This is a genomic window from uncultured Nostoc sp. (genome assembly GCF_964247315.1).
In the GTDB taxonomy this organism is placed as follows: Bacteria; Cyanobacteriota; Cyanobacteriia; order Cyanobacteriales; family Nostocaceae; genus Nostoc.
Window position 1 is genome coordinate 6,549 of the sequence record NZ_CAXTTT010000010.1, and the last position, 23,718, is coordinate 30,266.

The window sequence follows — 23,718 nt, forward strand, 5'->3', positions numbered from 1 at the left end:
CACAGGCAATCAAACAGCGATCGCAGCCTTGGTGCAACTGCTGCAATCAACTACTGTGGATGACGACACCCGTAGCCTGGCAGTATTAAGCTTAGGCAGAATCGGCACAGGCAATCAAACAGCAATCACCGCCTTGGTGCAACTGCTGCAATCAACTACTATGGATGATGACACCCGTAGCCTGGCAGCATTAAGCTTAGAGAGAATTTTACAGGATAATGAGCATTGTTCTGAGGTGATCAAAGCTTTAAGTGGTTATTTGCAATTAGATTATAATTACTACAGTATTATATGGAAATGCGTCCAGAATATGCCTTACCCCGATTTCTATCAAACTTGGCATCAGCATAATGTTGTTACTCGTACAATGCGAAGCTTAAAGAAAATCCTCTTCACAAGAATAATTTAACTACTTTTGCACCAGTGACGTTACAAATCTAGTTGTGGTGGTAACGAACTTCGTCATATTTGTGGTAAACGCTTAAATCAAAGCTGTCAGCTATTTACGAATTGGTAAAATACGCACCCTAGATTGAGCTTGGTCAATAGTAACCAATGCACCTGACTCCAGTAAGGACTCAAACTGATTCAGGGCTGAAACGACTAGATTTTCGATACTGTTTGGCAAAATATCCTGAGCGCGAACTTGAATTACACTGGGGGTATCAGCACCTGTTGCAGCTAACAAAGTACCAAAGTCTAAATCGTGAGTAAAGACGATATAACTGTTAGTTCTTGCCCACTCCATAATGATTGCATCTTTCTCACGGGGGTTGCCAATAGTAGACCAGTGGACAGACGAAATATTGTACCTCTGAAAAACCGCAACCCAATCAGGGGAAAGGTTCATATCAATCAAAATTTTCATGCACTTTTTAGAGGAACTTCAATTTCTTCAACTCGCCATGCAGCATAGGCAAGTGCCTCATAAATATCAGCTTCTTCGAGGTAAGGATATGCTTTAAGAATATCGCTATTGCTGTGTCCAGATGCCATTAACCCAACGATAGTACCAACAGTAATACGCATTCCTCGAATGCAGGGTTTACCACCCATCACTTCTGGATTGCGGGTAATTCTGGTGAGATTTTGCATGGTTGTTACCTCGCTATGTGGGGTTATTAGATTGAAGAATTATGCAGGAGGCAGGAGGCAGGGGGCAGGAGGCAGAAGGCAGGAGGTAAAAACATTACTCTTCCTGACATTCACGATTGTCATTATGTGCCAACCTATATGACTACGGCTATAACTGCGTCCATTTTTTCTATTATCTGATCTTTCACATTAAGCATTAGAGGTTGTTTTAAATTAGATGTAGGTTGCGTGAAGCGCAGTCCAACCCAACATGGATCTTGGTGTTGGGTGTCGCGATCGCTTTACCCTACATACATTTCAGCATCATGTTGTTACTCGTGCCATGCAAAGCTTAAAGAAAATCCTCTTCAGAAGAATTTGAGCAATTTTGCAGCAGCAACGTTATAAATGAAGTTCCCGTGGTAACAACAGCTTGTCCATTTGTTACCAACACAGAAGCGGATGTTAGGAATAAAGTTGTTGTCGTTACCACAGCTTGTCCGTTTGTTACCAACACAACTTGTTTGGTTACGAATGCTTATCCGTTAGTAACGAAAACTTATGCGTTCGTTACCAACACAACCTGTTTGGTTACGAATGCTTATCCATTTGTGGCAAACGCTTATGCGATCGTTAACAACGCTTAAATAAAACTTATCAATGAAGTTGTTTCATTACCAGAGCTGATCCATTTGTGGCAAACGCTTATGCGCTCGTTACCACAACTTAAGCAAAACTTATCAATACAAGTCCTATACTATTAACAGCACAACTCAGATTCACGAGAACAAAAGCATTTATACTGAAGCTATCCCTTTTGCTGTATCTTGGACGATTAAATCGACGACATCTGAAAAACGCCCCGTTTGTTTGTAAATTTCGCGTTGTCGTCTTGCACCATTCCCGAACTCCATCGTTCTATGTACAAGAGACGAGACTTCATCCCATTCTCCGTACTCCTCAAGCGATGGACGCACAAAACTGAGAAAGCTCTCAACCATCTCCCGTGCCGGAACAGCTTTTATAGCGCTAATGTCAATTAAATCCTCATCTAATCCATAACGTGCGGCACGCCAGTGAGCAGCACGTATAAGTTCGTGACGCACTGGGTGAAACGGTTTATCAGTTATGACTTCTTCGTAGCAAGTTCGCACCAAAGCACGTACAAGTCCTGCTACCATTACTGCTTCGTCTACTGTCTGACAGACATCCGTGACTCGAAACTCAATTGTTGGAAAGCGCTCAGACAAACGCACATCCCAATAAATTTTCGTCGCCTCCGCAACACTTTTTGTCTCTACTAAAACTTGTACAAGCGCTTCGTAATCGGTCAAGGACTCGAAAATCAGTGGTACTCCAGATATAGGCCATCGGCTCCAAATTTCGGTACGATAGCTTGCATAACCTGTATCCGTACCTAACCAAAAAGGTGAAGATGCTGCCAATGCCAAGAGTGGGGAAAGCCATACACGAGTCCGATTCATCACCTGGATGGCAGTAGAGCGATCGCTAATTCCCACATGCACATGACAGCCAAAGATGACTAGTTCACGGGTGAGTTGTTGATAATCTCGCATCAAATCTTGATAACGTTCTTTGGGCGTGATCTGCTGTTCATCCCAATGTGAGAACGGGTGCGTCCCAGCAGCAGCAATTTGCTTACCGTCCTTAGCCGCCGCCGCAATCACTTCGTAGCGCAAACGAACAAGCTCAGAGCGTACATCTGCAAGTGTTCTACAGATGGGCGTACCAATTTCTATCTGCGATTGCTGGGCTTCTGGCTGCACCTCTGAACCAATTGCTTTCTGGGCTTTTGGAAGAATATGCTCTACACGCGAACTTAGTTCTCGCGTCGTGGGATCGATAATTTGATATTCTTCTTCGACACCAATAGTAAATTCTTCAGTCTGGGATGGCATAAATTTGGATGGTCAAGCGTTTGTTTAATCAATCAACACCAGCACCCCTAGATTATACTTATATTTTATTTTGTTAGACGTTATAAACTTGAACATCATTCAATATACTTGCTTGCTCTAAATCTGAGGAGTTTTAAGTGACAAAAAACAATAGAAAAAAGGCTGTTGCTCAAGCTATTTCCACAGCCGTTGCTCTGGGTTGGGTGATAATGCAAGTGGAATCAGCCCAAGCTGCTACTTTGACGGTTAACAATCTTGATGACAGTGGCTTTGGCTCATTGCGAGACGTTATCAACACTGCAACTAGCAATGACGTAGTAGAGTTCCTATTGGGTAGTAATCCCAGTACAATTAACCTGACAAGTGGGGCACTTGCAATCGCAAAAAATCTCACTATTAATGGCCTAGGCGCTAACTTACTTACCATCAGTAGCAATAATCAATTCCCCGTGTTTGACATTAGCGCCGCGAATGTTACACTTTCTGGGCTAGCGATCGCTGGTAATTTCAATGCTTACAATTCTAGTAACCTAACCTTTACTAATAGCACTGTTAGCGGCGATAATTTTAAGATAGATAGTAATTTAAGACTTATCAATAGCACTATCAGCAGCAATAATATTGAGATTAATGCTAGTGATGTGGTAACGCTCACTGAGAATAGTCACTTAGTTAGCAGCAACAATATTGAGATTAATAGTAGTCAACTGATTGTCCAAGATGATAGTAGCATCGGGACTCCCAACGGCATCATAAACAGCGGCACTTTAAATATCTCTACTGCTAATCCTGGTTTAAATAATAACGTGGAAATTAACGCTGGTAGCAATAATTCAGGATTAGGAGGCAACATAACTATTACAACCCCTAACCTGATTCTGACAAGAGTACCCGAACCAAGTGCGATCGCTGCTGGTAATATTAATTCAGGAGCAGCAGGCAACATAACTATCAGTTCTGGTACTTTGATATTGAAACCTGGTGCTATTATATCGAAACCAGTACCCGAACCAAGTGCGATCGCTGGTACTATACTTGCTGGTAGTCTGGCTTGGCTGGCGAAGAGAAAGCAAGCAGCATTTCGCAAGGCGAAGGTATAATTACGTGTTAAAATAAATTCGCAAATAAATTTAAATACTTAGCCCGCGCACGTGGGCTAAGTATTTTATGGGCAATTAGTCGAATGTAATATCAATTACCTGAAACTAAAATACTTCCAGGAACCTTGATTAAGCCTCAACTTTTACACCTTTCCAGAAGGCGAGATGGCCTTCAATATTCTTAGCCTTCTCCTTAGCGCTGGGATAATACCAAGCAGCATCTTTATTGACTTGCCCATCAACGTCGATACTGTAGTAACTGGCAACACCTTTCCAAGGACAAGTAGTGTGAGTGTTGCTTTCAGTAAAGTACTGTTTGTTAATGCTGTCAACAGGGAAATAATGGTTGCCCTCGACAACTACAGTATTATCACTCTCGGCTAAAACAGTTCCATTCCAAATTGCTTTCGGCATAAATGACTTTGTAAATAAACTATACATATAACATTTTGACACTATTAGCTTATTTGTAGTGAATTTATGGAACCCGTGACACTGCCAAAATAGTTCAGAAGTTACGAAGAGGTAATGAATTGGAGGATTTACCTCTAGATATTAATTGCAATCACTTTTTTTTATCAATTGGAAAATTAAAAGCATTTGCTTCCATCATCAAGATTTTCTAGCATATTGGTATGGAAAGTTAATTAGCCAAAACAAAGTTGGATTTCGATTGATAGCCTTAAGCAAAAAATCTCTAGATATGTGAATAGGCGATGCCTACGGCGAACTACGCTAATGCATCTTCTAAAAATACTTGTTAGCTAAAAATTCTAGTTAGCATATCTCTTTGAAGTTATTACTAAACTTTCTCCTAATTCCCCATTTTTCCAATTGGGGTGAATTTAACTCACCAGTTCGGGTAAATAACAAATCAACCTATCAGGTAAAGTTCCAATAAAAGATTGAGATTAGAAAACAGTGAACTCTATTACTAGAGGATACTGATTGCACATTCTTCAGTTAATATAACTCTATGAAATTCAAAAACTTGGTCAATTCTGCACATATTATTACTTGGATTACTTCTATGCCTAAAATCACTTGCTTTCATCTATCCAGGAACCACAATAGCCCATCAATAAACACAGCCGTCAACTCTGACACTTTCCCAAGCTATTCCACGAATGTCAATCACCTCAAATCCTTTGATACTGCTTTTATCGCCTATTACATGATGGGTTTTGGTAATTTTGAATGATTTAAGTTAGTTCTGTGCTTTTAAGGTTTAGCTTAGATCGTTTTATCAATTACAGCTTTGTCACAGTTCATCATAAATTTGTTTATTTTTACAATACTCCATTATCAACCTGTATTAATTCTCTTCAAATCTTGTTTGAGCGAGATTTGAGGAAATTATTTCATTCAAAAGTGTGAGTTATAAATCGACAAATATGATGATTAATTACAAAATATTGAAAATTCTAAGAAATAAGACTTGATGAATTTAAAACACTAATTAATGTCTACTAAGGATAAAATCATGAAATTCACAACCTTGCTCAATTCTGCACTTATCATTCTTTCTATAGCTTTCATCCCTAAAATTGCTGGCGCTCAAACAGTTAATACGAACAATGGTGGTGGACAAATAAATCCAAATATCAACTCTAATACTTTACGAAAAAATTCCACAGATACTAAATATCTGCAACCCTTCAATATTGCTTTTCTAGCTTATCAAGGTTATTTAAAAGACCAGGGTATTCCTAGTGGGGGCACTTTGTTATTCAAATACCAAACCGGATACTTGACTGCGAAAGATGTGGTTCAGGCTGCTATCAGGGCTAATAAGTTACCAGCGCAAGTTTTGAACGATCGAAGTTACGTTAACGCAGTCGAGTTACAGATGAGATCCTTTGGCGATACTAATGATTCACAATAGACAATTTAGGAGTGCTGGAATCAATCTCTGTATCTCCCTATAACTTTAGTATCTTCTACATCCAATTCCCAATCTTTCATGGCTTCCACAACAACGAAAAGCACCACTCCCAATACTGTTTGGTTAAAACAAGAGACGCGATGAATCGTCGTCTCTACAATAATCAGTCTTTTTTTTCTGACTTTCTTAAATGCTTTGTTTGCAGGATTGGTGGATTTATGCCGCTTTTGAGTTAATTAGGTTTGAAATCAAGTTGCATACAGGGTTAGAATAACTAAAAAGATCAGGAAAATCAAAGTTTGTAGTGAATATACCCCACATCCCCAAATTACCCATACCACCGTCTCTTTTGGGGTCAGAAGTCGGTTCTTTTATTGAGTTTACAGTTACTCAACGAATGCCTGCGATCGCTCGCAAAGTTATCGCTGAAAATAATTTCTCATTTGAAATTAATACCAGCTTGGAAAACCTGGCTACAGAATTACCAGCAGGATATGTGCAACCTCTTTTAAATAAGACTGCTATCGATTTTTCAGCCTGGAATACATATTTAGAATTCTACAAAGGTCAGCGTTGGGTAGATGTTCCTTGGTTTTTTGCTGAAACTTATTTTTTTCGGTTAATTCTAGAAATTACTAATTATTTTCGCCCTGGTGTCTGGCAAGGTGTCGATCCATTTGAGTTACAAAAGTCTCAAAGTTTAGAAGCATCTCTAGATTCGATTATTCTACTGTGCGATCGGGCTAACAATTGGTTAGATAATTCCCAACTCAAGGGAGAATCAAATCAAACAGCTTTAATAGCACTGTTATATTTTGCTTTGTGGGGAAATCGAGTTGATTTGAGTTTATGGTCAGCGTCCGAAAGCGATCGCAGTCGTTTTGATATTCAAATCCAACTAGCTCACATCCTAGTAAATGATGCCTCCCAAGTCACGGAATTGTTAATCAACTCTCAAGGAGGACGGATTGATTTTGTTGTAGACAATGCTGGTTTTGAACTTGTTTGTGATTTATTTTTAGTAGATTTTTTGTTAAGTAGCGGACTGACCGATCGGGTTTACCTACACTTAAAGCCACATCCGACTTTTGTCTCTGATGCCACGATTAAGGATGTACATTACACAACAAGTTTTTTAGCCGCTAGTGGAAATCAACAAGTTACATCCTTTGCTAAAAGATTGCAAGACAATATTGCATCAGGGCGTTTAGTACTATCTGAAGATTACTTTTGGACATCGCCTTTAGCTTTTTGGGAAATACCCAACTACCTCAAAAATGAGTTAGCCAATGCAAGTTTAGTTATAGTCAAAGGAGATGCCAATTATCGTCGATTATTAGGCGATCGCCATTGGAATTTTACTACCAACATTGCAGATATAGTTTGCTACTTACCCGTGCCAATGGTAGCTCTACGCACCTTAAAGTCAGAAGTAGCAGTCGGTTTAAAACCAGAAGTTATCGAGAAAGTAGCAAAATCTGACTCTTCTTGGTTGACAAATGGACAGTGGGGTGTAATTCAGTTGGTAGTTTAGACAATTTTGCCAAATCGAGATAATTTGTAAGACAAGTATACGTATCTTCACTACTTATAGCGTCGTTTACCCTACCCGTATCACCACAACCAGCTTAGGATAGACTAGAATAACTTTTTAAAGAAAATGGTAGAAAAAATCACAGCTGTGTTTAATGGCAAAGTGTTGTATCCGGCTGAACCGATCGCACTGCCAATTAATACCCGCGTGCGAATCAGTATTGAAATTTTACCGCCGAGCGAACATGAAACGGTATCATTTCTACAAACGGCGCGATCGCTCAATCTCGAAGGGCCACCTGACTGGTCTACCAATATAGATAAATATTTGTACAACAAGTAAACTTTTCATGCATTCTGAAGTCTTTCTTGATACATCATTTGCCATTGCCTTATCTGCACCGAGCGATCGCTTGCATGACCGAGCCTTACATCTGGCTAAAATGTTACAAGCAGCAGAAACTCGTTTGGTGACAACACAGGCGGTAATGTTGGAAATTGGCAATGCCTTATCCCAACAACCTTATCGTCAAGCGGCAATCATTTTATTAAATTCTCTAGTAGCAGACTCCAAAGTAGAAATTGTCCCCCTTTCCCAGGAACTCTACGAACGTGCTTTCCAGCTATATCGCGAACGAACAGAGAAAGAATGGGGATTTGTCGATTGCGTATCTTTTATTGTTATGCAATATAGCGGCATCACTGAAGCACTGACTGCTGATGAGCATTTTCAACAAGCAGGCTTTCGAGCATTACTGCGAGAAAATTTACCTTAAAGATTGGGATTGGGGCATTGGGCATTGGGCATTAGGCATGGGGGCATGGGGCAAAACAGTTCCGAGTTGCGAGTAAAAAAAGTGAGATTCCCACTCAGCACGCGCTAAACCATAGCTATCCGCTAACAGCACTCATTAAGGACATTGGTTATTCACAAATAACAAATGACAAATGACAATTAAATATTTCGTTACAATCGGCGTGTGCGTCAGGCATTCAAGAGTTATCAGCCATGAAATTGATTTCCGATCCGCCGATTCCTGTGAAAATTCAAAAGATGAAGGAACGGGTGCGGTGGATGCATCCAAGTTTTGTGCAACGGGGAATTGACCAAACCAGTATAGTTATTGACGATCGCAGAGAAGATAATCCAGAATTTTCCTTTATGGTGATCGGTGATTCCGGTACTAAATCCCATTCTCGACACCACCCCCAACGAAAAGTTGCCGAACTGATGCTGACTCACCGCGATGATTGCAGCTTTGTGTTGCATACTGGCGATGTCATCTATGTGGTAGGTTCCCAAGAATATTATTCAACAAACTTTATTGAGCCTTACCGGGAATTTCTTGTTAATGGCGACAATCCGAAAAGCATTCCTTATGACCGTATGGTGTTTAATATGCCGTTATTGCCAGTACTCGGTAATCATGATTACTACGATGTGCCGTTGATGTACCGTTTATTTACTGGCACAACATCGTCACTGCGTCGCCTGTTCCGCTACAAAGATATCGAAATTGGCTGGCATGGATCGTACCAAGGTAATGCTTATGCACGGGCATTTATGGACTACACTCAAGCGATGTCTCCACAAGAATTAGAACGTCATTTAGATCGGCACTACACTGCAAAGACCGACAAAGGGCGCTGTTTGCGTTATGAACCCGGACAGTTTACCCGTTTACCCAATCGCTATTACACCTTTCGTTACGGCGGGATTGACTTTTTTGCACTGGATTCTAATACCTTTAATACACCCTCACCTTTACCTGCAACTCAAGAGGGGGAAATTTACCGCCGCCAATTGCAAAAGCGTCGCCAGGAAATAGACCGAGAAGAATTGGAGATTTTGAAAATATACGATCGCCTCAACCCAGATAAACCCATCGAAGCTGAACAACTCGATGACCTTAGTGCTAAATTAGACCAAATCAACGAAATCAAAATCGACATTGAAAAACAACTAGCATCTCATCAAATGCCTGCGATCGACTTTGAACAACTTGAATGGTTGCGAAGCAGACTAATCGAATCTTGGAATACCTCCGAAGTCCGCGGACGTGTAATCTTTTTCCACCATCCCCCATACGTCACAGAAGCTACCAAGTGGAATCAGGCACAAACCTTGGCGGTTCGCCACCGCTTGCGCTGGGTGTTTGAACAAGTGGCAGAAACTCTTGGTTCTCTAATTAAAGAACGTCCCATAGTCGATTTGATTTTAAATGGTCACGCTCACTGTTTAGAGCATCTTTGCACAACTGATACCGGATTTGCTGACTCTCACATTAACTGTATTATCTCTGGTGGGAGCGGTCATCGTCCCCGCTATCAACGGCGAGAAGGGACTGAATTGATGGAAACTTTTGCTGAGATTGCAGGTAAACCCACTCGGAAAGTTGCGGATTCAACGCTATTTGTGGGCCGTCATAATTACAATTTCCAGAACCGACTGCCTTATTCATGTGTGCGGATTGATGTTCTGGATGGTAGCCCGCCCAAGTTTATCATCAGACCGCTGATTAGTGAACGAGTTGAACAAAAGTGGCGCAACACGGAACTTGAACCTTTTGTTATCTAAACGGGATGCAAAGTAATTGAAGACATTATTCCTCATCTCACTTGAAAATCAAATCTCAGTGCTGCATCTTAGCGAACTTTTACCAAATGCACCTTTGCATTAAGACAAAAGCTAGGTATATCCTAATCTTGAATAGAGTTATGATAATCTCAAATTATGGCAGGACATAGTAAATGGGCAAATATTAAGCGCCAAAAAGCGGTAGTAGATGCAAAAAAGGGAAAAACCTTTACTCAGTTATCTAGGGCGATTATCGTGGCGGCTAGAAGCGGCGTACCAGATCCGGCGCTGAATTTTCAACTTCGCACGGCAGTTGACAAGGCAAAGGCTGCGAGTATTCCCAATGATAATATTGAACGAGCGATCGCTAAAGGTGCAGGCACTTTTGGCGGCGATAATGCTATTTTTGAAGCGATTCGCTACGAAGGTTATGGCCCTTGTGGTGTAGCTATTTTAATCGAAGCCCTCACAGACAATCGCAATCGCACTGCTGCTGACTTGCGTGTAGCTTTTAGTAAAAATGGTGGCAATCTTGGTGAAACAGGTTGTGTTAGCTGGATGTTTGAACAAAAAGGCGTTTGTGTAGTGCAGGGCGTACTTAACGAAGAACAGCTTTTAGAAGCATCCCTTGAAGGCGATGCCCAGTCTTATGAGATGACTGAAGATGAGATAGCTGAGGTATTTACTGATATTGCAAATTTAGAAACCCTTAGTCAGATACTCAAAAATCAAGGTTTTAAGGTAACTGATGCTGAATTGCGCTGGATTCCTAGTAATAGTGTAGAAGTTACCGATCCCGATCGGGCGCGATCGCTTTTCAAGTTAATTGATACTCTAGAAAGCTTGGATGACGTACAAAATGTCACAGCTAACTTTGACGTAGCAGAAGAATTGATGGCTCTCAGCATTTCCTAATCAAAATTAACCCAGGTATCATAGCCAAATTACAGTTATTTGGATGATATCCAAATTGTTACATTTAAAATTGAAATGCCAGCAAGTATTTTTTAGCTAAGTATTCCACAAACTTATACTACTAATAATGTTTGTGCTACAAAACTTAAACTTATTGAGAAATAAAAATTAAAAATTAAGGTTTTGAAGCACATTGTACGACAAAAATAGGGATTTTTAGAATAGTGGGATAGGTTCACGTCAGATCCAATACGATTCGGTTAAGGTTTTTTGATGAAAATTATAGATCGCTAAAGATGTGATAAATCATTGTAGAGACGACGATTTATCGCGTCTCTTAGCTTACCCAAACAGTATTGATGTAAGTCCTATATTTGACGGATGTAAAAATAGACATGAAAGATTCATATCAATTACAAACTTATGACATACGTCTATTGGATAGTTAAATTGTTGATTACCTGATGAGGATTTTCAAGTGAATAAGTTCGCTAAAGCTTTACTTTTGGCTCTAATTTTTGCTGCACCTGTAACCGCTTTTGTATCTCAAGCTCAAGCTAAAACTATCCATCATACTAGCGTAAAATCTGCTAAAGTTCATCATACAAAACATCACAGACGTCATGCTAAAAAAATAGTTCATAAACATTTATAAATAGTTACTATTAGTCGTAAAAGTTTCTAGTAGCTCTGTAATTAAGTTTAGTGTTGGTTTCTCTGAAAAAACTGTATTATTTAACCCCGCTGGAATCCTACCCCAATCAGCGGGTTTTTTTATTAACTTGCTCAAGGATGCGATCGCATAAAAATTAAAGTTAAGATTTGACATTAAATCAAATACTCGGATCTTTGCTTAAGATTTAGGAGATACCATCAGGACTTATGCAACGACTACAGAGCACTCGTATCAAAAGTGAGCAAGCTACACCATCAGCAATTGAGTCAGCTTTAGCAGAACGCTAGCCAATTGAGCCAGAACAGTAGTTAAGTTATAAAGTTATAACCCTTCTTCAACAGCGAATCCAGAAAAGGATCAAGCAGTAAAATTTTGGCGACTATGAAGCGATCGCACCCAATCACCAAAAACAAACCCCGTGCTATATGACGCGCTACGGGATGTTGTTAGGGGTATGGGGGAATGGGTTGCTTAGATGGGTATTGGGCGGTTTTTGGGTGGTGTGGAAGTTAGTTTGACTTGGCTTTTAGCTGACGTTTTAAGGCTTTAAATTCTAGTTAATTTAGTTTGTAGTTCTTTTTTTCTTAAAGTGCTATAAGCTCCAAATAATCCCAGAGTAATGAGAGGAACGATAGGATTATTTTCGGGAACAGAAACTGGATTGGCAATTTGTTTTAAATTTAAATTTCCTTCAAGTCTAAGTGCAAAATCAAAATGACTACCACCCATTGTAAAGCCAAATGTCTGACCAGCAGAAATATTGCTAAAACTATAACTACCAGATTCATTAAATCCAGCAGATGGGGAACTACAGCAGTTAGTCGGCCCAGCACTGTATAAAGTTGTGTTTGGATTAAAAGTATTGAGGAAGGCTGTTACATCGAAGTAAGAATGGAAACCTGTATAGTTCCAGTCAAAATTATAATTCCCATCAGCTTTTGCTACTGTCGAAATTGTCCAAGTATTTATATCAAAACCTTCTGTCCCAGGTAGATTATAACTTAAATTATATTCATCTAGATTGACTTGTTGGGTATTAGTTGTTCCTGGCCCAGATATTGTCCAATTAACTGGAGTGAAAGTACTAGCAAGGCAGTTAGGTGCAATACCTAATGTTAAAGCTGTAGTACAAGCAATTACCTTATTTATAGTCTTCATAGTTGGTAGTGAAAAATTACTGCGTTGATTTTGTAATCAACTAACATTACTTCTAACTAGCGTTTATTAGCAGTATACATGTTACAAAACTTAATTATTATGGTAAATAAACTATTAGAACTTACGCATTGAGAGAAATACTGCAATATGAATTTCAACAACATTTCTGTGCTAGCTGTTCCAAAATAAAGTCACGGGCTACTTGAAGAAACTTCTTTGAAATACTTTCACTTGTCCAAAGTTTTTGAGGTACACTATTAAACTGTTTACTGGAATTTCTAGATTTTGGACTTGGGTAAAATTTTTACCATCAACCGAACATAAGCGATTTTTGGCTATCCCAGTTAAAAACTCCAATTAAAGAGTTTTTAAAGAATTTTAGATTTTTTTGGCTAGAATACCAAGCGTCGGTAGTTACAGCATGAGGCTGCAAACCCCTTTTCCATTAGCTTAGTAATCATCTCTAGTAAATAATCATTTTTGGTTTTACCTTCTTGTTTGTTATAAATGCGATAATTTACAGGTACAGACTTCCCCAATAAATCCGTGTAATACAAGGTAATTAACTAAATTCCTTGAACTGTACGATGATGCCTTACTGAATAAACATAACCAATTAGTTTTATGAAATTCGGGTCACTATGAGGTTTATCAATTACCGTGTCATCGTAACTTTTTGTGCACCCTACCAAATTGATATATAGTTGAACTTCATCAAATAAATTCTTGAGTTCATACCGCTTACGTAGCAAAAATATCTTGACATTATCATGAGATAAATCTTCCATAATATCTGCTAAACGCGTGCAGCCTGGATACTTTGATTCAGCCAGTAAAAATAGGGTGTAAGTGTTGAGATCGCACTTGGCAGTTGATGGCTTGGTAGTCCCTTTGATAGTTCTCACCCTTAATGCAGTCAACCTCAGTATTATCTGTTTTTCAACGCCTTTAGTAGTTAGCGATCGCCTATTTTTTCCTAATTTAATCAATATACTTACTGTCTACTTTGTCAATGCGTAAGTCCTGACATATATGAAAGCAGACTATTTAGAAGAATCGCTTCTTCGTGAATTAGAGGAGCGTTTGCTTCAACCCGATGTCCGAAAGTCAGCTAAAGATATTATGGATTTACTTGCTGATGAGTTCATTGAATTCGGAAGCTCAGGGCGTGTTTTTAATAAACAGCAAATTATCGAGAGCTTGCAGAATGAACCCATCCAACCCCCAGGGCGGCCGCATCATGTCAACAAAAGGATTGTATTTTCAATAAGCTCCCAAATAGTCGCATTAATTGTTGCTTATTGACACAGGTTGAAGCGATCACTTTGAGCTTGGGAAACTAAACCAAACGATAAATGCTGATTTTTTCGTTGGTTCTTAACCTTGGTTGTGATCAAGAGTAATTTAGATGCGTTTGCCCTGATCCAACCCCTGACTCAAAGATTGATAACAGAATTCAAAACGTTAGTTTTAGCAACAGGGGTTGTTTTAGTAACCTATCGTATAGTCAGACATATATCTGGCGAACAACCTGTTCATTCGTTGCGAAGTTCCATCTGGAAATTAAATAACAATCGATGGAAAATGATCTTTCATCAGGGCACTCTGGTTAGAGAATCATCAGTGCGGTATGATAAATGACTGCCTGAGATTATTTAGAGTCAAAGTTTTGCATAAAAAAGACTCAAGCATTCCTGCCTGAGCCTTTTCTAAATTCAATTAATCTTAGTATCGGTTATTGCTACGATTGTAGCCGCCGCCACCACCACGGTTCCCAAAGGAACCACCACTTCTGTCTTCTTTGGGCTTGGCTTTATTTACTTTGAGGTCGCGACCAAGCCATTCAGCACCATCAAGAGCTTCAATGGCTTTTGCTTCTTCATCTTCTGAATTCATTTCTACAAAAGCAAAGCCGCGTAAACGACCTGTTTCACGGTCAGTGGGTAGTTGAACACGCTTTACAGTACCATATTCTGCAAATACAGCACTCAGCGCATCTTGCGTAACATCATAGGAGAGGTTACCTACGTAAATTGACATTAAATGTCTCCAAAATCATAAGTTTGTAGAGATTTAGATTTCGGAGAGAAGTCTGTAATACCAAAAGGAAAAAGCCTGTCAATACTAAAAACAAACACTGTCACCGAATTAATTCTCATTTCACTTCCCATGATGACATAACAACTCACTTTCTAGGAAAAAGGTTTGAAAAACTGTTATAAAAAGTTATATAAGCGGATAATAGCTAGATGCTGGCTAGTCTCAAAACGGGTGAGGCTTTAGTGAACCGCACCCACAAGATCGACTAATCCACTCTCTTTATCTAAATATTGACTTTTGAATGCGTGATTTTTGACTTTCACGTACCCCTGCGGGGAAGCAAGCTACGCGTAGCGTCTCGTAGAGAAGGGGCGTGACTGGTTTAGATATGGCAAAACTGCGATCGCTACTCACGCGCTGATTCCTGGAAAAATTCGGAAATCTGGGCTTCATCAGCAGTTTATGCAATTTTTAGCAATGATGTCACTTGTAACTTTGCTGACCTAATATTTGGTGAATGTAATATAGATCGCCTTCTTTGCTTTATATGCGATCGCTCGATCGAAATATTACGGCGTCAGAAAAAGCAACTTATCAATATATTTGATCGAGTGTAAAAATTACTAGGCATTTTGCTATATTAAATCTGGCTGGTGATGTCAGCTTAAGTATAATTACTTAATCAAGCCTAGATTAGAAGTAGGGGTGTAAAAGTCCCGTATCTTCAGTAAATACAAGTCTTCTACTCAGGGCAGATTGCAATAAATTTAAAAATATTTATACTGAGTTAATAATTGCGTCACCAGCTAAAAAGCGGGCGACTCAATTTAATGAGTTAAAGTGGTGAGAATTTTTTTAAATAAAAAGTAATTTTTGATACAAAATTCTGCAAGAAGATAGCCAATTGACTCTCGCCGCTTTTCACTATTCATAATGTCTCAAAATTACTTGGTAATGCACGGCTTAACCCAAAAAGCTCCCCAAATACGAGAAAAATAAATGATTTTGGACAGAAATAAGCCGCACAAGCAGGCGAAAATCTCACCTTTGGCAGCCGCTAACCAGGTAATTGATACCCAGTTAAATTCGGTTATGAAGGCTGATGTGGCTGTTGCAGATGTAAAAAATAGTTTTGACACAAAGGTGTCTTCCTCTTTTGCATCCATATTATTGATTCCCTGTCTGCTGGGCATAGGACTGCTGACAGCGAATTGTGGAACGCTACCCAAGGAAGAAGTGGCTGACGCACAATCTCAAAGTCCTGGTAGCGGACAAGGTGGTGGTGCGACAGCTGTAGATGTAGCGATCGCTCGAACTGATACGCTACAAACACAACCAGAATACACAGGTAATACAACACCCTTCCGAATTGTATCATTGCGATCGCAAGTAGAAGCTCGGTTGTTGGCTTTGAACCTTGATGTCGGCGATGCAGTAAAGCTTGGGCAAAACGTCGGGCGGTTAGATGATGCCATACTTTCGACCGAATTAAAGCAAACAGAAGCAGAGCTAGCAGCTCTCAAATCAGAAGTAGCTAGGGCAACAAATCAGGTAAGCAATGCTCGTGCAGACGTTGAACGAGCGCGGCTAGAAGTAGTACAAGCTCAAGCAGACTCAGAGCGGCAGCAGAGGTTGTTTAGGGCTGGAGCGATCGCTGAACAAACTGCCCAGCAAGCACGTACCCAGGCGCAAACAGCCGCCCAGGCACTCCGGGCAGCCCAAGAACAAGTTCGGACAGAACAGCAAGCCGTTGCTGCCGCCCAAGGTAGAGTACTTGCTCAACAGGCATTGGTTGCCCAAACCAAAGAGCGCAGGTCTTATACTCGGCTGGTATCTCCCATCACTGGCTTAGTCACACAAAGGGTGACAGAACCAGGCAACTTGCTGCAAGCAGGTAACGAAGTCTTGAAAATTGGCGACTTTAACCGTGTCAAAGTCGTCGTCCAAGTTTCCGAATTAGAACTAGCACAAATTCAAGTTGGACAGTCTGTACAAGTGCGCTTAGATGCCTTCCCTAAAGAAGCATTAATTGGCAGAGTTACACGGATTTCCCCAGCTGCCGATGCCACAGCTCGCTTGATACCTGTAGAGGTATTGATTCCTAATACTCAAGGTAAGATTGGCAGTGGACTACTGGCGCGAGTCAACTTTGAAAACCAGACTCAACAGCGGGTAGTAGTGCCGCAAACAGCTATTCAAAAACAAGCAGGAGCAGCAAAGGCAGCAGGAAAAGAGCAAGAAAACCCGTCGGGGACGCTATTTGTGGTGAAAGACACAGATGGCAAGACGAAAGTAGCGACGCGTGCAGTTACTTTAGGAAAAAGGGCTGATAGCAAAGTAGAAATTTTATCCGGTTTGCAAGCGGGAGAGCGCTATGTTGTTCGTAGTGGTAAGCCGTTAAAAGAAGGTGACACTGTAAGTCTTTCAATTCTTTCAGAAAAGTAATAGTAGGGTGAGCAATAATCACCATACCAAAGAAAAAAGTACTCAGTAGTCAGCATTTAGCACTTATCACTTAGGATCATGCAACAGGCAAATAATAATGGCAATAGCGGATTTAGCCTTAGTGCGATCGCTATCCGCCAACACATTGGCACACTCATGCTCACCGTGGCAGTAATTGTCATTGGGGTATTTTTTCTCACAACAATTCAAGTCGATCTGCTACCGTCAATTACTTATCCCCGAATTGGCGTTCGGCTAGAAGCCCCTGGTATTTCACCAGAAGTAGCAGTAGATGAAATCACCAGACCTTTAGAAGAAGCTTTATCAGCAACCGAGAATGTAGTGCAAGTTTTCTCTCGCACCCGTGAAGGACAGGTAAGCCTCGATTTATACTTCCAACCAGGGGGCGATATTGACCAAGCTCTAAACGATGCAACTGCTGCTTTTAACCGAAATCGAGGACAACTACCAGATACAATAGAGGAGCCGCGCTTATTCAAAGTCGATCCTTCTCAATTGCCGGTTTATGAATTGGCGCTGACCTCTGCTTCATTGCCAGGTAAAGAGTTACGCGTATTTGCTGATGAAGAGTTAACGCGTGAACTCAGTGTCGTGCCGGGAGTCGCTTCCGTTGATGTATCTGGTGGCGCAGAGGAAGAAGTACGAGTGCTTGTTGACTTAAACCGATTGCAAGCTTTGGGTGTCGGGTTAAATGATGTCTTAGATGAATTAACAGCCCGTAACCAAGATACTTCCGGTGGTCGGATTCTGGGGCAAAATTCCGAGCCATTGACTCGGACTGTCGGACGTTTCCAAAATGCCAAGGAAATTGAAAACCTTTCCTTGGAGGTTTCCTCCTCTTCTCCTGCTAGTGCTAATACCATTAATAGCAGTAATACCACTACCACTACTACCACTACCCCTGCACCTTCCCGCCGCGTTTATTTGCGAGACTTTGCTGAGGTAATTGACGATACAGAAGAACAGCGAGTATTTGTTTATCTGAATCGTCAGCCTGCGGTGAAATTTTCAGTCCAAAAGCAGCCTGAAGCCAATACAATCACAGTTGTAGATGCTGTTAAGCGCCGAATTGAACAATTACGACAATCGGGTTTAATTCCAGCGGACATGACTTTGAGTCCCACCACAGATGAATCTGTCTTTATCCGCAATTCTTTAAATGATGTCATCTTTTCGGGGATTTCTGGAGCATTGTTAGCAGCAGCAGCTGTGTTGTTATTTTTGGGATCGTTCAGGCAAACATTCATTATCAGTTTGACGATTCCGTTGTGTACTCTGGCGGCGATCGCTTTGATGAGAATATTTGGTTTAACCTTGAATGTTTTTAGTTTGGCAGGTCTGACATTAGGAGTCGGTCAAGCAATTGATACATCGGTTGTGATCTTGGAGAATATTTCCGAAAAAGCAGGGATGACTCCCAATCAAAGAGAGATGGAGGCAGGGGAGCAGGGGAGCAGAGGAGCAGAAAAGAAGGGGAGAAATTCCAAATTCTTTATAGACAGTGCGACTACTGCTTCCCAAGAAGTAGAATCTGCTTTAGTTGCTGCTACAGGTGCCAACTTAGTTTCTGTAGTGCCATTCCTCTTAATTGGCGGCTTTATTGCACTGCTATTTAATGAACTGATTCTAACAATTAGCTTCGCAGTCGCAGCATCTCTTGTGGTTGCGATTACAGTAGTGCCGATGCTGTCTTCTCGACTCTTGGGAATCCCCTGGTCTAGTCGGATTAGTGAATTTTGGCTGCTTAGACAATTTAATCATCGATTTGAAGACGCTACGCGGGGATACGGTAACTTCTTAACCAAAGTTTTACGCTATCGGCTCCTCGTAGTAACTGCTGCTTTGCTAATTTTAGGCGGCAGCAGCTTCTTTATGTTTGGTCAAATTCCCCAAGAAATTTTACCCCGTATCAGTACCGGACAAGCTACCTTGAGAGCGCAGTTTCCTCCCGGTACACCTTTAGTAACTTCTCAAAAAGTTATGCAAATTGTCGATGACATTTTGCTCAAACAACCAGAAACCGAGTCTGCTTTCACAACTGTGGGTGGTAATTTATTTGGCAGCAGTACTACAGAAAATCCTTTACGTGCCAGTAGTACCATCAATCTGAAACCAGGCACAGATGTCGAAGCCTTCGTCAAAAAAGTAACTCAAGAATTTAACAAACTCAACTTAGCAGGAATTCTGCTACGCCTCAATCCTGGTCAGGTGCGGGGTTTAATCTTGAGTAATTCTCCAGTGCAAGGGTCAGAAGTTGACGTGGTTTTGCAAGGTGAGAACGAAGAAAACTTAACGCAAGCAGGCGCTCAAGTACTGCAAGCATTACAAGAAAGGGCAAAATTAGCGACATTCCGACCAGATGCTGACCCCCGACAACCCGAAATCCAAATTCGCCCCGACTGGGAACGGGTTTCAGCTTTAGGATTGAGTGCCGGGCAAATTGGTGCAACAGTTCAAACAGCAATTGAAGGTTCAGTTCCCACGCAAATTCAACGTGGTAATCGTTTAGTTGATGTACGGGTGCAGCTAAATAAAGAAGCGATTGGGCGTCCTTCTCAGCTACAGCAATTACCGCTATTTACAGAAAACAATCAACTAATCCGGCTTTTTGATGTGGCGAAGATTCAAGAAGGTCAAGCGCCTGGTGAGGTGCAACGGATTAATCAGCGCCAAGCTTTTATTGTCGCAGGAAATCTCAGTGAGGGAGCTAGTCTTGGTGAAGCGATCGCAGAAGTCAACGAGGTACTTAAAGATGTAGACTTACCTGATGGTGTTTCCATTGTGCCTAGTTCTGCCCAAGAAACCAATCAGCAACTTCAGGATGCTTTAAAAACTTTGGGAGCGTTAGCAACGTTCTTAATCTTTGTAGTCATGGCGGTGCAATACAATTCGCTGATTGACCCATTGGTAATTATGTTCACCGTACCACTAGCGTTAGCTGGAGGAATTTTTGGACTTTACATTACCCAAACTGCAATTGGCGCAACTGTAATTGTTGGTGTTGTCCTGCTGGTGGGAATTGTAGTGAATGCAGGGATTCTCATGGTGGAACTAGCGAATCAAATTCGGGAAGAAGTTGGTTGTACTCGCCAAATTGCGATCGTGAAAGCTGCACCTCAACGTTTGCGCCCAATTATCATGACCACAGTCACCACTATCTTGGGACTGTTTCCTTTGGCATTGGGCATTGGCGAAGGTTCTGAGTTTTTGCAGCCTTTAGGGATTGTAGTTTTCTTTGGGATGGCGATCGCAACGATGCTGACATTATTTATCATCCCCTGTTTTTATATTCTGCTGCACGATTTGCTTGGTGGAAATTGGGCGAAGCCAGTGTTAACCCGATTGCGTGGAGTTACGAAAAAACTTATCAGCTAATGAGCATTTAAGTTGCACATAGCGCAATACTGAATTTTGCTGGCGATCGCGATTGCTGTTTCTTTCTGGAGTGGTTATAAATAGACAGCTGTTTGCCATAGCTCTAAACCTTATAACCATTTCAGACATCCACTTAGACATTACCCCTGTTCTAACCAGGCCAGCTTTTCCCCAATACTAAAAACAAAGTTTTCCCAAGTTTCTGATGCTCAGGGTCAACAAAACGATACTCTTGGCTGAGTAAGTGAATAAAAACTAATATCTCACTGCAAGGCATTCTTTCTTGTTTGTGCTTTTTGTGCTTGAAAGCTTATGCTGATCCGCCCCGCTACAATAACTGACGTACCCGCAGTTTTACCAATGGTTGCCAAAATTTGTGCTTTGCATGAGTCTTGGGATTCTGCCAAATATGGTTTTCTACCGCATCCAGAACAGCGTTATGAGCAATGGTTGACGCGTTTGGCAAATAGCGATGGCTTCGCCGACGCTTCCAACGTACGCAGTGTATTTCTAGTATCCGAAAATGAAGGGCAAATTGTAGGGTTTCTGGTGGCAACAGTTGAGCGAGAAATACCAATTTATCGGTTACAGGAATTTGCTTTTATTCATGATATCTGGGTCGAGCCGGAATATCGCCAAAACGGAATTGCGCGGCAGATGGTGATGCTAAGTGTTGAACGCTTTCATCAAATGGGCGTCAAGCAAATTCGTCTAGATACAGCAATTGCTAACGAGGCTTCACGGCGGTTATTTGCATCTTGTGGTTTTCGATTCAGCATTATTGAAATGCTGATTGAATTGAGTCATTAGTCATAGCAAATGACTAATGACTAATGACAAAGGACTAACTAGCTAACAGAGTTTTTTCTAGAGAAGTCCAACGGAAAGAGCGATCGCCACCCCTCTCAATAACTACTCTCACTCGTGGTTCTAACTGAGGCAAATTCGTTAAATACTCAACTTCCTCATTGGAAAGAATATGCCCTTCAATAATCCACAAAACTAGCCCCTTAGACTTTGGTGGTAACTGTTCTAAATGAGAATTGAGAATTGGTGGCAGATAGTACACTTGACCTACTGCCGCCCCGCTACCAGTGCTTTTTTTACCAAGATGAGGAGGTCTGACTCCATGAATTCTTGTGAGATACGCAGCTACATCACCCAGTCCTTTAGCAGTAATGTGGAGGGTAGTATAGCCATCTGCCCGTAGTCGGCGCTGATATCGACCTTCATAACCCCCTTCCAGAGGTACATACACTCCCAGAGCGCCAAATTTTTCCAGATCGCGGATTAAACCGTTGCCAGTGGTAATTAGTGCCATAGATTTTCGTCTTATCCCACTTAGATATCTCTATTATTTACCCTGAACCGATAGATTAAAAGCATTTTTTTAGGTATTGGGCATTGGTACTTAGGGGAGAAGTGACAGATGACAGGTTATAGGGAATAATCTGTAACCTGTAACCTGTGACCTATTCCCTTCTTTACTGCCCACTCCCTAAAAATAGCTCTATAAATTACTGGACAAACATAAATAAATAATTTATATTATTAGATTGTGACCAAAAACGCAAATTAGGTTGACTTTTTACTGTCATTTTGAGGTAGTGTTAGCATCAGAAGCTGATGACTTAATCCAAATTGGATAATTTCACTCAGAGCGATCGTAGACTGGTAAACTAAGAAAGCTTTCAGGTCAACATTAGAGCTTATGGAAGAATAACAAAGTTAATCCTAAGCTCCAAGGTACGTTTACTCCTGTGCCTCCAAAAAAGCAGGCAAAAGCTTAAACAATAGTTTAAGGTGTTTAAGGAAGTAAAGACTGAGCAGCAATGTTGGTTTCATGGCATTACGTCAGTCTCAGTTAACGGATACTGGGTGGTAATAACCGCTTAAGTCCAACTGCAACACGGCAGTAGCCAATCTCCGGGAAGCCGCCCTTCAGGCGTGTAAAAATCGGAAAACCCGCCGACAGCGCTGCCTCCAGAAAGTGCCAGAGCAATTGCTTGGACGAAAGCATTGCTGCACACAGCTTTAAGCTGTAGCGCCTTGCATTGATTCCAGAAGTTACTCCTTCCCAACGGGAAGAGACTTGTGGCTGTTCTGGTGATCTAATGAGTGAAGCTAAACAGATTCACCAAGCAGTAAGGACACGGTTTGTTGTGTCCAAAAGCATTTGGAGCGGTTTACTAAAGCCATTCCAAATTTCGCAGGCTAACCCAGCCTAAACTGATGCGTACAAAGCGTGTCCACTAGAGTCCAATTCCAAGGTCAGCAAGTAGAAAGGAGAACCAGTTACTGTGTCTGTAGGTATTCTCGGCACCAAGCTGGGCATGACCCAAATATTTGACGAAGCAGGAGTGTCTATTCCTGTAACTGTCATTCAAGCAGGGCCATGCACCGTTACACAAGTTAAAACGAAAGAAACCGACGGTTACTTTGCCATTCAAGTTGGTTATGGCGAAGTCAAACCTAAGGCACTAAACAGACCTCTACTGGGTCATTTGGCTAAATCATCTGCCCCAGCATTGCGTCACTTAAATGAATATCACACCGATAGCTCTAGTGATTATGCTTTAGGTCAAGAGATTAAAGCAGATATTTTTAGCGCTGGTCAAATTGTCGATGTCGTCGGTACAAGCATCGGTCGTGGCTTTGCGGGAAACCAGAAGCGCAACAACTTTGGTCGCGGGCCAATGTCACACGGTTCCAAAAACCACAGAGCACCCGGTTCTATTGGTGCTGGTACAACACCCGGTCGTGTCTATCCAGGTAAGCGGATGGCAGGTCGTTTAGGTGGAAAACGTATTACAATCCGCAAATTGACCATAGTGCGAGTTGACCCAGAACGCAACTTATTGCTAATTAAGGGAGCCATTCCTGGTAAACCAGGCGCTCTAGTAAGTGTTGTGCCTGCAAAAATAGTGGGATAGTCAAAAGTCAGCAGTCATTAGTCAGTAGTCATTGGCTAAAGACAAAAGACAAATGACAAATGACAA

General features: G+C 41.2%; 23 protein-coding genes. 15 read left to right on the plus strand and 8 right to left on the minus strand.

What is annotated here, in order from left to right; genetic code table 11:
• Positions 1 to 409, plus strand: a 409-nt coding sequence (locus ACFE93_RS05030) for a HEAT repeat domain-containing protein (protein ID WP_375472300.1), incomplete at its 5' end; no start/stop codon positions are given.
• A 90-nt stretch (positions 410 to 499) separates the two neighbouring features.
• On the opposite strand, the gene ACFE93_RS05035 is transcribed toward ACFE93_RS05030, so the two are convergent.
• Both ACFE93_RS05035 and ACFE93_RS05040 read right to left on the minus strand, forming a co-directional pair.
• Positions 500 to 868 (minus strand): DUF5615 family PIN-like protein, encoded by a 369-nt coding sequence (locus tag ACFE93_RS05035; protein WP_375472301.1) that lies wholly within the window; start codon positions 866 to 868, stop codon positions 500 to 502.
• Entirely contained in the window at positions 865 to 1,095 is a 231-nt protein-coding gene (locus ACFE93_RS05040) for a DUF433 domain-containing protein (RefSeq protein WP_292870922.1), read from the minus strand. Before ACFE93_RS05040 ends, ACFE93_RS05035 begins: the two co-directional genes overlap by 4 nt.
• 398 nt (positions 1,096 to 1,493) lie before the next feature.
• Between ACFE93_RS05040 and ACFE93_RS05045 the strand changes: the two genes are divergently transcribed.
• Entirely contained in the window at positions 1,494 to 1,721 is a 228-nt protein-coding gene (locus tag ACFE93_RS05045; protein WP_375472302.1) for a hypothetical protein, read from the plus strand.
• Between the two features lie 150 nt (positions 1,722 to 1,871).
• Here ACFE93_RS05045 and ACFE93_RS05050 read toward each other — a convergent pair whose 3' ends face one another.
• A complete protein-coding gene (locus ACFE93_RS05050; protein ID WP_375472303.1) occupies positions 1,872 to 2,993 on the minus strand; it encodes a carboxylate-amine ligase in 1,122 nt (373 codons plus the stop codon).
• A gap of 137 nt (positions 2,994 to 3,130) precedes the next feature.
• Between ACFE93_RS05050 and ACFE93_RS05055 the strand changes: the two genes are divergently transcribed.
• Entirely contained in the window at positions 3,131 to 4,093 is a 963-nt protein-coding gene (locus tag ACFE93_RS05055; RefSeq protein ID WP_375472304.1) for a PEP-CTERM sorting domain-containing protein, read from the plus strand.
• 129 nt (positions 4,094 to 4,222) lie between these two features.
• On the opposite strand, the gene ACFE93_RS05060 is transcribed toward ACFE93_RS05055, so the two are convergent.
• Positions 4,223 to 4,507 carry a DUF427 domain-containing protein gene (locus ACFE93_RS05060; protein WP_375472305.1) on the minus strand — a complete coding sequence of 95 codons (285 nt, stop codon included), beginning with the start codon at positions 4,505 to 4,507 and terminating at the stop codon, positions 4,223 to 4,225.
• Between the two features lie 1,069 nt (positions 4,508 to 5,576).
• Here ACFE93_RS05060 and ACFE93_RS05065 point away from each other — a divergent pair.
• The 7 genes from ACFE93_RS05065 to ACFE93_RS05095 all read left to right on the plus strand — a co-directional run bounded on the left by ACFE93_RS05065 (position 5,577) and on the right by ACFE93_RS05095 (position 11,659).
• Positions 5,577 to 5,978, plus strand: coding sequence for a hypothetical protein (locus tag ACFE93_RS05065; RefSeq protein WP_375472306.1), 402 nt, complete (start codon positions 5,577 to 5,579; stop codon positions 5,976 to 5,978).
• 304 nt (positions 5,979 to 6,282) lie between these two features.
• A complete protein-coding gene (locus tag ACFE93_RS05070) occupies positions 6,283 to 7,512 on the plus strand; it encodes a damage-control phosphatase ARMT1 family protein (protein WP_375472307.1) in 1,230 nt (409 codons plus the stop codon).
• Positions 7,513 to 7,638: 126 nt separating this feature from the next.
• On the plus strand, positions 7,639 to 7,854 hold the full coding sequence (locus ACFE93_RS05075) for a hypothetical protein (protein WP_375472308.1): 216 nt from the start codon (positions 7,639 to 7,641) through the stop codon (positions 7,852 to 7,854).
• Between the two features lie 7 nt (positions 7,855 to 7,861).
• On the plus strand, positions 7,862 to 8,287 hold the full coding sequence (locus ACFE93_RS05080) for a type II toxin-antitoxin system VapC family toxin (RefSeq protein ID WP_104906391.1): 426 nt from the start codon (positions 7,862 to 7,864) through the stop codon (positions 8,285 to 8,287).
• 233 nt (positions 8,288 to 8,520) lie between these two features.
• A complete protein-coding gene (locus tag ACFE93_RS05085) occupies positions 8,521 to 10,089 on the plus strand; it encodes a metallophosphoesterase family protein (RefSeq protein ID WP_375472309.1) in 1,569 nt (522 codons plus the stop codon).
• A gap of 156 nt (positions 10,090 to 10,245) precedes the next feature.
• Positions 10,246 to 11,004, plus strand: a complete 759-nt coding sequence (locus ACFE93_RS05090; RefSeq protein WP_375472310.1) for a YebC/PmpR family DNA-binding transcriptional regulator — start codon at positions 10,246 to 10,248, stop codon at positions 11,002 to 11,004.
• A gap of 478 nt (positions 11,005 to 11,482) precedes the next feature.
• A complete protein-coding gene (locus ACFE93_RS05095) occupies positions 11,483 to 11,659 on the plus strand; it encodes a hypothetical protein (protein ID WP_375472311.1) in 177 nt (58 codons plus the stop codon).
• Between the two features lie 567 nt (positions 11,660 to 12,226).
• Here the strand turns inward: ACFE93_RS05095 and ACFE93_RS05100 are convergent.
• A complete protein-coding gene (locus tag ACFE93_RS05100; protein WP_375472312.1) occupies positions 12,227 to 12,838 on the minus strand; it encodes a hypothetical protein in 612 nt (203 codons plus the stop codon).
• A gap of 566 nt (positions 12,839 to 13,404) precedes the next feature.
• Positions 13,405 to 13,743, minus strand: coding sequence for a hypothetical protein (locus ACFE93_RS05105; RefSeq protein ID WP_375472313.1), 339 nt, complete (start codon positions 13,741 to 13,743; stop codon positions 13,405 to 13,407).
• A 127-nt stretch (positions 13,744 to 13,870) separates the two neighbouring features.
• Here ACFE93_RS05105 and ACFE93_RS05110 point away from each other — a divergent pair, with 127 nt between their 5' ends.
• Positions 13,871 to 14,143, plus strand: a complete 273-nt coding sequence (locus tag ACFE93_RS05110; RefSeq protein WP_375472314.1) for a DUF4440 domain-containing protein — start codon at positions 13,871 to 13,873, stop codon at positions 14,141 to 14,143.
• A 420-nt stretch (positions 14,144 to 14,563) separates the two neighbouring features.
• On the opposite strand, the gene ACFE93_RS05115 is transcribed toward ACFE93_RS05110, so the two are convergent.
• Positions 14,564 to 14,878, minus strand: a complete 315-nt coding sequence (locus ACFE93_RS05115; protein WP_375472315.1) for an RNA recognition motif domain-containing protein — start codon at positions 14,876 to 14,878, stop codon at positions 14,564 to 14,566.
• A gap of 999 nt (positions 14,879 to 15,877) precedes the next feature.
• Here ACFE93_RS05115 and ACFE93_RS05120 point away from each other — a divergent pair.
• The 3 genes from ACFE93_RS05120 (at position 15,878) to ACFE93_RS05130 (ending at position 21,529) form a co-directional block, all read left to right on the plus strand.
• The gene (locus tag ACFE93_RS05120) at positions 15,878 to 17,323 is read left to right on the plus strand and encodes an efflux RND transporter periplasmic adaptor subunit (RefSeq protein ID WP_375472316.1); all 1,446 of its coding nucleotides are present in this window, start codon (positions 15,878 to 15,880) and stop codon (positions 17,321 to 17,323) included.
• A gap of 78 nt (positions 17,324 to 17,401) precedes the next feature.
• Positions 17,402 to 20,719 (plus strand): efflux RND transporter permease subunit, encoded by a 3,318-nt coding sequence (locus tag ACFE93_RS05125; protein WP_375472317.1) that lies wholly within the window; start codon positions 17,402 to 17,404, stop codon positions 20,717 to 20,719.
• A gap of 312 nt (positions 20,720 to 21,031) precedes the next feature.
• Positions 21,032 to 21,529 (plus strand): GNAT family N-acetyltransferase, encoded by a 498-nt coding sequence (locus ACFE93_RS05130; protein ID WP_375472318.1) that lies wholly within the window; start codon positions 21,032 to 21,034, stop codon positions 21,527 to 21,529.
• A 34-nt stretch (positions 21,530 to 21,563) separates the two neighbouring features.
• Here the strand turns inward: ACFE93_RS05130 and ACFE93_RS05135 are convergent, their stop codons facing one another.
• Positions 21,564 to 22,040, minus strand: coding sequence for an NAD(P)H-quinone oxidoreductase subunit N (locus ACFE93_RS05135; protein ID WP_375472319.1), 477 nt, complete (start codon positions 22,038 to 22,040; stop codon positions 21,564 to 21,566).
• A 979-nt stretch (positions 22,041 to 23,019) separates the two neighbouring features.
• Between ACFE93_RS05135 and rplC the strand changes: the two genes are divergently transcribed.
• Positions 23,020 to 23,652 (plus strand): 50S ribosomal protein L3, encoded by a 633-nt coding sequence (gene rplC, locus ACFE93_RS05140; protein ID WP_289799260.1) that lies wholly within the window; start codon positions 23,020 to 23,022, stop codon positions 23,650 to 23,652.
• Positions 23,653 to 23,718 lie beyond the last annotated feature (66 nt).

Bases quoted from the DNA above. Each gene is read 5' to 3' on its own strand.
- ACFE93_RS05085 (WP_375472309.1), top strand. From the start codon at position 8,521: ATGAAATTGATTTCCGATCCGCCGATTCCTGTGAAAATTCAAAAGATG.
- ACFE93_RS05035 (WP_375472301.1), bottom strand. From the start codon at position 868: ATGAAAATTTTGATTGATATGAACCTTTCCCCTGATTGGGTTGCGGTT.
- ACFE93_RS05115 (WP_375472315.1), bottom strand. From the start codon at position 14,878: ATGTCAATTTACGTAGGTAACCTCTCCTATGATGTTACGCAAGATGCG.
- ACFE93_RS05080 (WP_104906391.1), top strand. From the start codon at position 7,862: ATGCATTCTGAAGTCTTTCTTGATACATCATTTGCCATTGCCTTATCT.
- ACFE93_RS05075 (WP_375472308.1), top strand. From the start codon at position 7,639: ATGGTAGAAAAAATCACAGCTGTGTTTAATGGCAAAGTGTTGTATCCG.
- ACFE93_RS05100 (WP_375472312.1), bottom strand. From the start codon at position 12,838: ATGAAGACTATAAATAAGGTAATTGCTTGTACTACAGCTTTAACATTA.
- ACFE93_RS05040 (WP_292870922.1), bottom strand. From the start codon at position 1,095: ATGCAAAATCTCACCAGAATTACCCGCAATCCAGAAGTGATGGGTGGT.
- ACFE93_RS05050 (WP_375472303.1), bottom strand. From the start codon at position 2,993: ATGCCATCCCAGACTGAAGAATTTACTATTGGTGTCGAAGAAGAATAT.
- ACFE93_RS05060 (WP_375472305.1), bottom strand. From the start codon at position 4,507: ATGCCGAAAGCAATTTGGAATGGAACTGTTTTAGCCGAGAGTGATAAT.
- ACFE93_RS05130 (WP_375472318.1), top strand. From the start codon at position 21,032: ATGCTGATCCGCCCCGCTACAATAACTGACGTACCCGCAGTTTTACCA.
- ACFE93_RS05135 (WP_375472319.1), bottom strand. From the start codon at position 22,040: ATGGCACTAATTACCACTGGCAACGGTTTAATCCGCGATCTGGAAAAA.
- ACFE93_RS05110 (WP_375472314.1), top strand. From the start codon at position 13,871: ATGAAAGCAGACTATTTAGAAGAATCGCTTCTTCGTGAATTAGAGGAG.
- ACFE93_RS05090 (WP_375472310.1), top strand. From the start codon at position 10,246: ATGGCAGGACATAGTAAATGGGCAAATATTAAGCGCCAAAAAGCGGTA.
- ACFE93_RS05120 (WP_375472316.1), top strand. From the start codon at position 15,878: ATGATTTTGGACAGAAATAAGCCGCACAAGCAGGCGAAAATCTCACCT.
- ACFE93_RS05065 (WP_375472306.1), top strand. From the start codon at position 5,577: ATGAAATTCACAACCTTGCTCAATTCTGCACTTATCATTCTTTCTATA.
- ACFE93_RS05125 (WP_375472317.1), top strand. From the start codon at position 17,402: ATGCAACAGGCAAATAATAATGGCAATAGCGGATTTAGCCTTAGTGCG.